Genomic DNA, 12,486 nt, shown 5'->3' on the forward strand with positions numbered 1-12,486 from the left:
GAAAATTATGAACACAACATTACTTATCATGGCTGCTGGCATCGGTTCCCGCTTTGGAGGCGGAATTAAACAGCTGGAGCCAGTTGGCCTACATAATGAAATTATCATGGATTATTCTATCCATGACGCTATTGAAGCAGGATTCAACAAGATCATCTTTGTGATCCGCAAGGATATCGAAGCAGATTTCCGGGAGCGGATTGGCAACCGTGTGGAAGCTATCTGCAAAAAACTGAATGTGGAGACTGCTTACGCATTTCAGGATTTGAACAATGTACCGGGCGTTGTACCGGAAGGAAGGACAAAGCCCTGGGGAACAGGACAGGCAGTTCTTGCTGCGAAAGAGTTGATTCACGAGCCGTTTGCTGTAGTCAATGCAGATGATTACTATGGTAAAGAAGCATTCCGGCAACTTCATGACTGGCTTGTACTGGAGCATGCGGACAATGCCATTGCGATGGCGGGATTTATTCTGAAGAACACGTTATCAGATAACGGTGGAGTCACCAGAGGTGTGTGCAAAGTGGCGGAAGGCCATACTCACATCACCGATGTTGTCGAGACCAGCAATATTGTTAAGACGGTCACTGATGGATGTATTGGTGCAGAAGCTGATGGTGTTGAATTGAACCCCGAGTCTTATGTGTCTATGAACTTCTGGGGCTTCCCGGCGAAGGAAGGCTGCACTTCGGCATATCTGGATGCTCTGGAGCAAGGATTCAGGGAGTTCCTTGAGAATGATGTAAAGTCAAATCCTCTGAAAGCAGAATATTTGTTGCCAACCCATATCGGCGGCTTGCTGAGAGATGGAAAAAATACCGTGAAGGTGCTGGAAACCAAGGACAAGTGGTTCGGCGTTACATACAAGGAAGACAAAGAGGCAGTGGTTCAGAGCTTTAAGAAGCTGATCGAGGATGGCGTGTATCGGGAAGAACTGTACAGCGATTTGTGAGAACAAACAGATGTGTCTTGATTTCTGCTCACACTCGCTATATACTAAAATAAGGCCGTGCATGGATAACCTGTCCCTGCACGGTAGCTGCTCGGTACTTTGCACACCTCTCCGTGGTGAGCAGCAGGCAACGCAGTAATGATGTGCTGTGGCTAAGAGGCAAAAGAAAAAATAATAGGAGGGGATGCTCTGTGGGAATAAACATTGGTAATAATAATAAGTTTAAAAACGTAACGATTGCAGAAAAAATGAATGGTACCACTGAACATAGAGCTGAGAAAAAAACATTTGCAGAAAGACATCCCATCTTAATTGGTCTGTTTTGCTCTTTTGTCGTGGGAGTATTACTACTGTTTAGTTTTTGGGACAAGATTATTGTATTTATAGAGAATCTGTTTTGAGTGCGAGGGTTAGGATATGGCAAGGAGCTGTATAATTAGGGATTTGGCAAGCGGAAAAGTATCGGTAGATATAGGCTTAAAGCAATTAAAGGTTTTGCTTACAGAATTTGATAAACCAGAAATGCTAAAGTGGGTTAATGCAGAATTGCAGGGCTACGATGATGAGGATGATTTGCCTGAGTATCGGATTATTGCAGGAAATCTTGTTGGAAATTTCTTGAATTACTACACCAAGTGTACGCATATAGGTATTCCACTCATGTCGAATGCACCGGAAGAGATGGTTGAGTTGTGTACTCAGGTAAAACTTTATGATAGTTTGCCAGCCCTTAAGACATTAATTGAAGGCGATAAAGAATTTGGCAGGCAAATCAATTCGTCCTATTTGCCATATATTCAACAATTTTCAGCAATTTCAATGACGGCATTGTTAAGTGCTGTTGTAGAAATATCTCAGACCCAGGTTAAGAATGTGTTCTCGAGAGTTGAGAATACAGTGCTTGATGTTCTTCTTTTATTGGAAAAGCAATTTGGTAATCTGGACGATTTGGATATCGATTTGTCATCGAAGAATAACGAGGAAATCCGATACATAACGAATGATATTATGGTTTTGATCTATAATGACAACAGTATCTCTATTGGCGACAATAATAAAATGAAGGATACAAGTATCTCTACATCGAAATGAAATATAGATGGGAGTATCTTGCATCCATAATCACACAGTGCTATACTTAGTCTATCATATTTTCAACTGAAACGGAGTGTGTACATCTATGCCGCGTCCCAAGGGTTCCAAGAATAAAGTCAAACCCACCACCGCAGATTTCACATCCCTCATCGCTGAGAAGTCATCTGCCAAAGATGCTCTCGTCGCCGACATCGCATCCCTCGAAGAGAATCTGACAAGTATCAGAGAGGAATTGAAAGCGAAGAAGGCAGAGCTGAAGAAGCTGGATATTGAGCTCGGCAAGTTGGAAGAGCAGAAGGCTGCGTTCGATGCTGCGGAAGCTGAGAAAGCGAAGAAAGCTGAACTGGAAGAGATGATTCAGAAGCTGATGGCCGATGGAGTAAGTGCGGCTGAGATTCTGGAGAAGTTGAAGTAAATCTGGTAGTTGAAAAGTCAATTTTGAAGCCGTGTGGAAGATATTTTGAAATTTTTCAAAATAATATCGTACACACGGCTTTCTGTGGAAGTGAGTATATAGTTTGTAACGGAAATAAATATACCGTGATAGGGTATATGGAAAGGAGGGATGATATGGGTGTGGACAATAAGAAAGCAAAGAGAAAGCCCGGTGGCGGCCGGAAGCCGTCTAAGCCGGACTATAACCCAAGTGCCATCCTTCAGAATCAGATGGACGCAGCCGTAGCTCTCTACAGTGCCGTTGATCATCCGTCCCTCCAGACGATAGCGAACGAGCTTGACCTCAATCCCATCAAGGTTCGTAAGCTGCTGATTACCGCCGACGTGTACAAGTCTGAGGTGGCAGATCAAGTGAACCGGGTATTTACTAAACACAGAGCCTCCGGTCTGTCACACACAGAGGCCATCACAGCGACGATGAGGGAGTTGAATCTCTCCAAATCTTCTGTCACTTCGTATCTGCCTTATGAGAAGGGCGTGTACTTCCCGGCCGAAACGGATAGTAATAATATCAGCGTTGGAGCAGAGCGTATTCGGCGGATGAGGAAGCGGGAAAAGATTCTGGAGGAGCTGAGGGCCAAACAGAGCGAGGAAGCCCTATGGGCGGCGGTAATTGAGTTCCAGGGCTACAAGTTCCGCACCTATTCCGGGCTGGTATTTTCCTACGGTCTGAAGAAAGGTAGAGGGGATACCTATACGAAGGAGCTGTTCATCGACCGGAGAGAAAATAGCAAGAGCTTGGCTTGGAGTTCGGTTCTGCTGGCCTTTCATAATATACCGCAAATTGGCTACGTGGTCGACCGTCCGAAGGCCCTCGGTGACATCCGGGGTGTGACTTATATCTACGCGATGTTCTACCGGTTCGGTCTGATCGATGCGCCGGAGAAAGCGAAAGAGAAGATGGAGCCGGCGAGGAATAAAGACTCAGAGCAAATGAGCTTTGTGTGAAGTCCAGACTACTTGTTGTGCCGCATAATCAGATACTGGCTATGTGCAGAATTCTATGGTAGAATGGTTCGCATTAGTACCAGGAGGTAAAGCACATTGGCTTTTTATATATCTCTAATTTCCACGATTCTCTGGTTTATCTTCATGACCTACCTTTCCCATCAGGATGGGGAACACACTGGCAAGACAAGTCGGGAGCTGGCAGAGCATCTTCGTTTTCTCGATAATGATATCAATGACTCGATGTAATCCAGAAACTAACCTGTCAAAACCATTCGGCAAAAGTGCAAATAATATCTAATTTCACCTGATTCGAAATGCCGGTGTTTTGTAAAAAATGACAGCACATCATACAAAGAACGTATGTTCTTCGTATGATTATCTTATTGTTGGTTCCGCATCAGTATAAATCTACGGAATAGAAGTTGTCAAAAATACGATCGTTTTATTCCGCATATACGATTATAGATACTGTTGGATGAACACTTATAATAACAATAACACCCGGCACTGTTTGGTCGGGTGAATTTTTAAAGTACAAAAATTACTTTGTCATCTTAAATTTGCTGGCATCTCGGATTGTGTTCTTATCAATCACGACAACATTCAGTTTTGAAATATCCACAAACTGAAAAGGAAGATTATCTGTATTCTCTGGTATGGCAGGATCTTCTGTTGTATCATCTTGTTTGGAAGAGCAGTCTAATGTACTGTCCTTCTGTTCAAGAGAAGAATTTTTATTTTGTGTTTCCTGATATTGAACCTGTTTCGTGATGTCTTTCCATTCGGGGCGAACAATAGAAAAGATCAGTTCAAGCAGTGCAATAAAAATCCCAAGGCCACCATTTCCGCGGTCGCGGCATAACGAGAATAACTGTGTCCGTGCTTCCTGGGAAAAGGATACTGCATAGAGTTTTTCTAATCGGTCAAGATAGGAGAGAATCTCTTCCTTCTTTATGGTATTGAATTCTGATTTTAATAATCGACGGAAGATCTGTGGCTGATCGTGTTCATCTTTATCGTTGCCAACCAACAGGTTTTTGAGTTTATAAGTTCCGCAAAGAACGAATGGCACACCTGTCTGATCGTAAATCTGACGTAAGACATCGATCTTACTGACATTACCCCGGTGGAGGTATTCGCATTCATCGAAGATGATACAATGGTTTGGATTATCCTGTAAGGCTGTAGTGATCTGAGTCTGGATCCGGTCATTGTCCCCCTTTACATTAACATTGATCGCATCTGCGATAGCCAAAAGCATACTTTTCATAGTAGTGTTTGGTGAACAAAGGATATAGTGATTTCTTGTTGGATTTTCTGATTCCAGCATTTTGAGAACAGTCGTTTTTCCTGAACCGGGAGCTCCGAGAACAACAGAGAGTTTTCGTTCCTGGATACTGAATTTAAGGGAACCATATACGGATTTAAAGTTTTCTGTTTCCATGATCGGGAGATGTGTTTGTGTTAACATTATGTTTACTCCTTTCTTTTCATTATCTGTGATTATCTGTAATTGTCAGTATAAATGTTTATACGATCGGTCCAGCCAGAGACTGGAAGAATTGGGTAGCAGCTCCCGGCTGGCCATCGTCGTCATCGGGTTTTAAAAGGTTGTCCATATAATTGGTGGCCAGTTCTTTGATATCTTCCGGGATACGTGGATCGTCCACTGCGTCTGTCTGATCTTTTTCCAAATCAATAGTTTGAACATAAGCTGGATGATCCTCATAGGTATCGATAGCGGGGAACTTCAGTGCTTCGCTTATTATGTTGGTCTGAAGGACGAGATTGTGAACCAGTTCTATATGTTTGGAACAGACCTTCAGATGCTCATTCTGTTCCATGACATGTTGGATGACCTTGTATCGCAGTTTTTCTACCAGGTCAAGATTCTTTATCAAGTGTGCCTCTCCTAATGTGAGTTTTCCAAGAGTGACCACAAGAGTACGGTTGAAGGGAGCATCAAATGCGAATACACGGACTTTTTCTCCTGTTTCGACAAATGGAGCAAGCGAGGAACACCAATATTTTTGATTCTGAAAGAATATCCCCTGACGATGTACATACCGTTCTTCACTGATGCTCCGAAGAACAGCAAGAGTGCGCCAGGTTGGGACCAGAGTGTTTGCCTTGGGCAGGCGGTCATATAATTGATTGGGAGATTCATTTGTTTCAGAAAAGTCATTGTATTCCGGATAAATGACTTCTGCAAAATACTCTGCAAACTGTGCAAAGGTATACAGCTTGCCGTATTTCCGGTCTTCTTCTAATGTGATGGGACGTTTAGAGGGATTTTCGCCACAATAACCCGGGAGGTCGCTGATCCATTCCTTTTCAATGGTTTCCCAGATTCTTTCTATAGTCTTGCTACAGCTACGGTAGGGAAGAGCTTTTATGACCCGGATTCCCATCCACTCGAGCAGCCCGCTTTCACCAAAGGCTTTATTAAGGTATAGGGGTTCTTCTTCCGTGTTGGGCAGGCCTTTTAATTTATCCGCACAGTAATCGCGGCCGTTGTCCTGGTAGTAATAAACGGGTTGACCGCAGTATCTGCAGTCCACTTTAAAGGCGCAGGCCCTTGCAAAAGCTTCAGCGATCGTAGTAGAATTTGGCTGCAGTGTCAGTGCATATCCAACAAGTGCATTTGTTGCGGCATCGATGATCCCGGTCAGCCAGACTCGTTTACTGTTCCAGGTGCCGTCCGGATTCTGGGTAGTCTTTACGAAAATATCCAGCTTCGTGTGGTCGGCGATCCACACATAGTTCACTTCCTGAGGTTTATTCCGCGGTGGTGTGTAATTGTGTTTTGATGCCCATGCCCGGACACCATTCCATGCAAGGCAGGTCTCCTGGTCGGAACTGCGGTTCACGATGGTACATACGGTATCCGGGAGGTTGGGAATGACCATGGTTTCCCGGTTCCGTTTACAGGTTGCGGTTGGTATGAGATCACCTTTATTATGAGACCCGTTTTTTACGTCCGGATGATAAGGACACTGGCTGCAGGAAAAGTTTCTGAGATCCTCCATTTCCCGGAGGATCTTTGCACAGGAAGGGCGTCCTACAGCCCAATGACGATAAATGATATAGTCTCTGGCATAAAAGCAACAGGTGGGATAACGGTCACGGGTGTCTTTGATGACCTGGATCATATAGAAGAGTATTGCAATTATGTTCCAGAAGTAATAGATTACCGCTCGATAGGTGAAAGGGTGCGGGAACTGCGAAAAGAGAAAAAACTGATCCAAAAAGACTTTGGAGAGAAGGTTGGATCTTCGCCGTCAGCGATCTTCAAAATAGAAACGCACCTGAATCATGCGACCGACAAAACACTTCATGATATAGCAGATACATTTGACGTTGGATTTGAATGGCTGAAGTTCGGAGATGAGAGATACCGGAAATCCCCGGTGAATCGAAAGCTGATTGAATGGTTAATGGTCCATCAGGAAATCAGAGATCAGCTTTGGAAGAAGATGATGGATGAGGAACAGAATTGACAGGTTGGAGTCGGGATTACAGTAATATACATTGTTTTTTATCGGTAATTTGGTTATAATATTATTGAAGATTGTCAGGAGGTGGAATAGACTTATGGAAAAACTGCAGGACGAAAAATTAAAAAAGATATTGATGGAACTGGCAGAGATGTTGCAGGAAGTATATCGCGATAAGCTGAAAGAAGTAATTCTATATGGTTCTGTTGCACGTGGAACGGCAACTGATGATTCGGATGTAGATATTATGGTTCTGGTAGATGGAACTGATCAGGAGCTGCGGGCTTTTGAAGATAGATTGAGCGATGTTTCGACGGATATTTCCATTAAATACTTTAAGGTATTCTCGATTATCGATGTTTGCTATCAGGAATATATGGATTGGATGAAAATATCCCCATTTTACAGAAATGTATCAGAGGAAGGAGTAGTTCTGTATGCAGCTTGATGTTATAACACTTTCTATATACCGGTTGAACCGGTCAAAAGAGGATCTGGAAGCTGCCATCAGTAATCATGAGTCTGGATGTAATCCGGAAACTAACTTGTCAAAACCATTCGACAGAATTGAAAATAATATGTAATTCTTATGTTGGATGAGGAACAGAATTGACAGGTTGGAGTCGGGATTACATTGGTAGTTTAAAATTTATTATTAAGCCGTGTGGAAAATATCAGAGTTTATTCATAAAATATCGTACACACGGCTTTTGGTGGGAGTATCCATATAGTTTGTAACGAGAATAATGTACCCTAGAAGGTATATATGGGGAAGGTCTAAACTCAAATTCAAGTACGCCTCGGCGTACTTGCTGAGAGGTGCGCGTCATGCTCTGCATGACACAATACATCTGCGCACCTCTGCAATCCGCCGGAGGCTTTATCTTGGAAGGAGATTGGACTCCCACCAAGACTAATTTGTCGCATCTCGCCACCTATAAAGGTGGGAGTCCAATCTTCTTCCAAGATAAAAAAATAATAAAGAACAGGAGGACAAGACAAATGAAATTATCCAAAATACACCACATTGCGATTATTGTGTCCGACTACGAAAATGCGAAGGATTTCTATGTAAACAAGCTTGGTTTATCCGTTATCAGAGAAAACTATCGTCCGGAGCGCAAGGACTGGAAGCTTGATCTGCGAGTAAATGAGCACACGGAACTGGAGATTTTTGCGGAGGAAAATCCGCCGAAGCGTGTGAGCCACCCGGAAGCCTGCGGTCTGCGGCATCTTGCCTTTTGTGTGGAGAGCGTGGAAGAAACAGTAAGGGAACTGGCAGAACAGGGGATTACATGTGAGCCGGTTCGTATAGATGATTATACCGGCAAGAAGATGACTTTCTTCCATGACCCAGATGGATTGCCGTTGGAACTGCATGAGTAACGATGGGAGAGAATGGAAAGAATAAGACCCGGAAGACAGGAGGCGGCCGTAAGCCATCCAAGCCGGACTACAACCCAAGTGCCATCCTTCAGCAACAGATAAATGCAGCTGTGGCGCTCTACGGAACTGCTGACCATCCTTCCCTCCGGGCGATTGCTGATGAACTCGACCTCAATCCTATTAAAGTACGTAAGCTGCTGATCACCGCAGGCGTGTACAAGTCGGAGATTGCCGATCACCTTCAAAGAGAGTTCAATAAACACAGAGACTCCGGCCTGTCACACACAGAGTCCATCGAAGCGACGGTGCGGGAACTGAATCTCTCAAAAGCCTCCGTCACCTCGTACCTGCCATATGAGAAGTGCGTGTACTTCCCTGATGAGACGGACAGCAATAATCTCAGCGTTGGTGCGGAGCGCATACGCCGGATGCGAAAGCGAAAGAAGATGATCGAGAGGGTAAGAACAGAGCAGACCGAAGAAGCTCTTTGGAAAGCAGTGATTGAGTTTCAGGGCTTCAAGTTCCGCACTTATTCCGGGCTGGTGTTTTCGTACAGTCTAAAGAAGGGGAGAGGAGACAACTACACGAAGGAGCTGTTCATCGACCGGCGAGAGAACAGTAAGAGCTTGGCTTGGAGTTCGGTTCTGCTGGCCTTTCATAATATTCCAAGCATTGGTGCTGTGGTTGACCGCCCGAAGTCTCTCGGTGATATCCGGGGCGTGACCTACATCTATGCAATGTTCTATCGGTTTGGCCTGATCGATGTGCCGGATAGAGTAAAAGAGAAGATGGAGCCGGTGAGGAAAGTCGATCCAGAGTAAATGAGTTTTTTGTGATTGCCTGGAGCATTTATTATGGTGTGACATTGTAAATATCTCCAAGAAAAAAGTAAATGAATCATGCGACCGACAAAACACTACAGGATATTTCCGCTTTACGCTGTGTGCAATATTTGAGATAATGGATGGTGGAAATAAGCTATGAGCCCAGGAGTAAAGAATATCATTGCATGATCGAGAAATATGAGAAATAGATTGATAATTGCTTCTTCCTATGCTAACATTATTTTGATGTAAGGATTTGGTTACAAATGATCGTCGGAACTCATTTCTTTCGAGTAGGTGATATTTCTAGTGTAAATGAGGCTCTGTCAAATGCCAGAAGTAAATGAATATGAAGACTGGAAGGCGGATTGTGAACAGTATTATGATCCGGATTCGGAGAGTCCGTTTGAGGCTGAGATTTAGTTGAGATGAATTAAGAGTGCAGGAGAAAATAATATTTTGAAAAAGACAACATTATTAATCATGGCCGCCGGTATCGGTTCTCGTTTCGGTGGAGGAATCAAACAGTTGGAACCTGTCGGATTGCATGACGAGATCATCATGGATTATTCGATTCATGACGCGATTGAGGCCGGATTTAACAAGATTATTTTTGTTATCCGCAAGGATATCGAATCTGATTTCCGAGAGCGGATCGGAAATCGTATTGAAGCTGTATGTGGTAAAAAGGGCGTTGAAGTGGCCTATGCGTTCCAGGATCTGAACGATATTCCGGCTGAAGTTCCTGCGGGTCGTACCAAGCCGTGGGGAACCGGACAGGCCGTCCTAGCTGCGAAGGATGAGATCCATGAGCCGTTCATGGTGATCAATGCAGACGATTATTATGGAAAAGAAGCGTACCGTCAGATGCATGACTGGCTGGTAGTAGATCATGCAGACAATGCAATTGCCATGGCGGGATTCATTTTGAAAAATACGTTATCCGATAATGGCGGTGTAACGCGAGGTGTCTGCAAAGTGGAAGAGGGTCATACTCATGTTATCGATGTGGTGGAAACCGGCAATATCGTGAAAACGGTTGATGAATCAGGAGTTGTCGGTGCATCGGCTGACGGAGTGAAGCTTGATCCGGAGTCTTATGTTTCCATGAATATGTGGGGCTTCCCGGCAGAGGAAGGATGTGCACCGGTGTTTCTTAAGGTTCTGGAAGAAGAGTTCCGCACCTTCTTTGAGAAAGATGTTCCGGAGAATCCTTTGAAAGCAGAGTATTTACTTCCGACCCTGATCGGTGGACTGATCCGTGGAGAAAAATATACTGTTAAGGTGTTGGAGACCAAAGATAAATGGTTTGGCGTTACATATAAGGAAGATAAAGAAGCGGTTATGGAAAGTTTCAAGAAACTGATCAGCGACGGGCTTTATCAGGAAGAATTGTATTCAGATTTATAGAATGATGAAAAGCAGGTAAAATCGGAATTAAGAAGATTTTGCCTGCTTTTTTCTTTATTGGAAAGAACGCCGGTGGCGTTTTCATAAAAGGCCTGGGTGAAAGCGGTAAGCGTTACCAAAGGTTATGCATCGAGTTTTTGGGCGTGTGGATTGCTTTTGCTACTTTCGTATGGTACAATTCAATCAAAATGAATGACACTTTTGGAAGGAGTATGGGCAAATGGGAAGATTCTTGAATCCGAATAATCGTGCATTTCAGATCACACTGAACTCCGAAATATATGTAGATAAGACCGGATTAATCGAATACACTAATAAAGCGATCGATACCATGAAGGCTTTTATCTGCAACAGCCGCCCGCGCCGTTTTGGCAAATCGATTGCGGCTAATATGCTTACAGCATACTATAGTAAGGGCTGTGATTCGAAAGAAATGTTTTCTGGTTTACAGATCAGCAGCATGGATTCTTTCGAAAAATACTTGAATAAATATGATGTGATCCATTTGGACATTCAGTGGTGTCTGGCTCCGGCTAATGGGCCGGAACATGTGGTTGAATTTATTGAAAAAAGTACAATAGAGGAATTAAAAACAGCGTATCCGGGCATCCTTGCAGATTCGGTGAGTTCGCTTCCCGATGCAATGTCACAGATTTATACTGCAACAGGAAATAAATTCATAGTCATCATTGATGAATGGGATGTTCTCATTCGTGATGAAGCGGATAACAGAGAAATACAGGAGCAGTATATTGATTTTTTGAAAGGTATGTTTAAGGGTAATGAGCCTACAAAGTTTATCAGTCTTGCATATCTGACAGGAATCCTGCCGATCAAAAAAGTAAAAACGCAGTCAGCGTTAAATAATTTTGAGGAATATACGATGCTTGATGCAGGCGTGCTTGCTCCTTATGTTGGATTTACAGAAGAGGAAGTTAAGGAACTGTGCGAAAAGTATAATAGGGATTTCAGAGGAGTTGAGCGCTGGTATGATGGCTATCTACTTTCTGATCTGCATATTTATAATCCGAGAGCTGTTATAAGTGTGATGGACAGGGGCAATTTTCAAAGTTACTGGTCCCAGACAGGGACATTTGAATCTATAAGGCCTTATATCGACATGGATTTTGATGGATTGAAAACTTCGATCATTGAAATGATCGCTGGCGCATCAATCGAGGTGGATACGTCATTTTTTCAGAACGATATGGTCAGCTTTATTGACAAAGAAGATGTTCTGACGCTGCTCATTCATCTTGGATATCTTGCATATGACCAGAAGAAGAAAACTGCTTACATCCCAAATGAAGAAATCCGGCAGGAGTTTATTTCTGCTACAAAGAAAAAGAAGTGGAATGAATTAATTGCGTTTGAGCAGCAGTCGGTCAACTTATTAAATGCTACATTGGATATGGAAGCAGAAGAAGTCGCTGCTGGCATAGAAAAGATTCATGATGAATATGCGTCAGCCATACAGTATAATAATGAAAATGCTTTAAGTAGTGTACTTTCCATCGCTTTTTTGAGTTCCATGCAGTATTATTTTAAGCCAATTCGGGAACTTCCGACGGGGCGAGGATTTGCGGATTTTGTGTATATTCCAAAGCCGGAATACGTTATGGATTATCCGGCCCTGGTGGTGGAACTCAAATGGAATAAAACGGTGGATACAGCATTGAAACAGATTAAGGAAAAGAAATATCCAGAATCATTGATGCAGTACAGTGGAAACATTTTGCTGGTTGGCATCAATTATGACAAAAAGACGAAAGTTCATCAATGTGCAATAGAGATGATGGAATTCTAATCTTCGTACCATATGAACAATAAACAATCTAAATAATTGACACATTTCGGTATAATTACGTTCTATCGCAAAATTCCTGTTTCGTTTACAATATTGAAAAAGGATGAA

15 protein-coding genes are annotated in these 12,486 nt (G+C 43.2%); 13 read left to right on the forward strand and 2 right to left on the reverse strand.

Features of this window, described 5'->3' with window-relative positions:
• Positions 1–7 precede the first annotated feature (7 nt).
• The 6 genes from ACTNBF_RS09110 to ACTNBF_RS09135 all read left to right on the forward strand — a co-directional run bounded on the left by ACTNBF_RS09110 (position 8) and on the right by ACTNBF_RS09135 (position 3,700).
• Positions 8–952: a sugar phosphate nucleotidyltransferase gene (locus ACTNBF_RS09110; RefSeq protein ID WP_441089115.1), complete on the forward strand. Its 945-nt coding sequence runs from the start codon at positions 8–10 to the stop codon at positions 950–952.
• A gap of 191 nt (positions 953–1,143) precedes the next feature.
• Positions 1,144–1,353, forward strand: a complete 210-nt coding sequence (locus ACTNBF_RS09115; protein WP_441089116.1) for a hypothetical protein — start codon at positions 1,144–1,146, stop codon at positions 1,351–1,353.
• A 43-nt stretch (positions 1,354–1,396) separates the two neighbouring features.
• Entirely contained in the window at positions 1,397–2,044 is a 648-nt protein-coding gene (locus ACTNBF_RS09120; protein WP_441089117.1) for an AbiTii domain-containing protein, read from the forward strand.
• An 88-nt stretch (positions 2,045–2,132) separates the two neighbouring features.
• Positions 2,133–2,462 (forward strand): hypothetical protein, encoded by a 330-nt coding sequence (locus ACTNBF_RS09125; RefSeq protein ID WP_441089118.1) that lies wholly within the window; start codon positions 2,133–2,135, stop codon positions 2,460–2,462.
• A 155-nt stretch (positions 2,463–2,617) separates the two neighbouring features.
• Positions 2,618–3,451 carry a hypothetical protein gene (locus ACTNBF_RS09130; protein WP_441089119.1) on the forward strand — a complete coding sequence of 278 codons (834 nt, stop codon included), beginning with the start codon at positions 2,618–2,620 and terminating at the stop codon, positions 3,449–3,451.
• 96 nt (positions 3,452–3,547) lie between these two features.
• Positions 3,548–3,700: a hypothetical protein gene (locus ACTNBF_RS09135; RefSeq protein WP_441089120.1), complete on the forward strand. Its 153-nt coding sequence runs from the start codon at positions 3,548–3,550 to the stop codon at positions 3,698–3,700.
• Positions 3,701–3,995: 295 nt separating this feature from the next.
• Here the strand turns inward: ACTNBF_RS09135 and ACTNBF_RS09140 are convergent, their stop codons facing one another.
• Positions 3,996–4,925, reverse strand: a complete 930-nt coding sequence (locus tag ACTNBF_RS09140; RefSeq protein WP_441089121.1) for an AAA family ATPase — start codon at positions 4,923–4,925, stop codon at positions 3,996–3,998.
• Positions 4,926–4,983: 58 nt separating this feature from the next.
• Complete coding sequence (locus ACTNBF_RS09145; RefSeq protein ID WP_441089122.1) at positions 4,984–6,483, reverse strand: hypothetical protein; 1,500 nt, start codon at positions 6,481–6,483, stop codon at positions 4,984–4,986.
• A 42-nt stretch (positions 6,484–6,525) separates the two neighbouring features.
• On the opposite strand from ACTNBF_RS09145, the gene ACTNBF_RS09150 reads away from it, so the two are divergent.
• From ACTNBF_RS09150 to ACTNBF_RS09180, 7 genes are all read left to right on the forward strand, one after another.
• Complete coding sequence (locus ACTNBF_RS09150; protein ID WP_441089123.1) at positions 6,526–6,954, forward strand: helix-turn-helix domain-containing protein; 429 nt, start codon at positions 6,526–6,528, stop codon at positions 6,952–6,954.
• Between the two features lie 94 nt (positions 6,955–7,048).
• The gene (locus ACTNBF_RS09155; RefSeq protein ID WP_441030036.1) at positions 7,049–7,399 is read left to right on the forward strand and encodes a nucleotidyltransferase domain-containing protein; all 351 of its coding nucleotides are present in this window, start codon (positions 7,049–7,051) and stop codon (positions 7,397–7,399) included.
• Positions 7,389–7,535 carry a hypothetical protein gene (locus tag ACTNBF_RS09160; protein WP_441089124.1) on the forward strand — a complete coding sequence of 49 codons (147 nt, stop codon included), beginning with the start codon at positions 7,389–7,391 and terminating at the stop codon, positions 7,533–7,535. Before ACTNBF_RS09155 ends, ACTNBF_RS09160 begins: the two co-directional genes overlap by 11 nt.
• Positions 7,536–7,953: 418 nt before the next feature.
• Positions 7,954–8,337 carry an SMU1112c/YaeR family gloxylase I-like metalloprotein gene (gene gloA2 / locus ACTNBF_RS09165; protein WP_441030032.1) on the forward strand — a complete coding sequence of 128 codons (384 nt, stop codon included), beginning with the start codon at positions 7,954–7,956 and terminating at the stop codon, positions 8,335–8,337.
• A 2-nt stretch (positions 8,338–8,339) separates the two neighbouring features.
• A complete protein-coding gene (locus ACTNBF_RS09170; protein WP_441089125.1) occupies positions 8,340–9,158 on the forward strand; it encodes a hypothetical protein in 819 nt (272 codons plus the stop codon).
• 462 nt (positions 9,159–9,620) lie between these two features.
• Complete coding sequence (locus ACTNBF_RS09175; RefSeq protein WP_427820358.1) at positions 9,621–10,571, forward strand: sugar phosphate nucleotidyltransferase; 951 nt, start codon at positions 9,621–9,623, stop codon at positions 10,569–10,571.
• Between the two features lie 220 nt (positions 10,572–10,791).
• Positions 10,792–12,378 carry an AAA family ATPase gene (locus ACTNBF_RS09180; protein WP_441089126.1) on the forward strand — a complete coding sequence of 529 codons (1,587 nt, stop codon included), beginning with the start codon at positions 10,792–10,794 and terminating at the stop codon, positions 12,376–12,378.
• Positions 12,379–12,486: the final 108 nt, after the last annotated feature.

The organism is Bariatricus sp. HCP28S3_A4 (genome assembly GCF_052066395.1).
Lineage (GTDB): Bacteria > Bacillota > Clostridia > Lachnospirales > Lachnospiraceae > Allocoprococcus.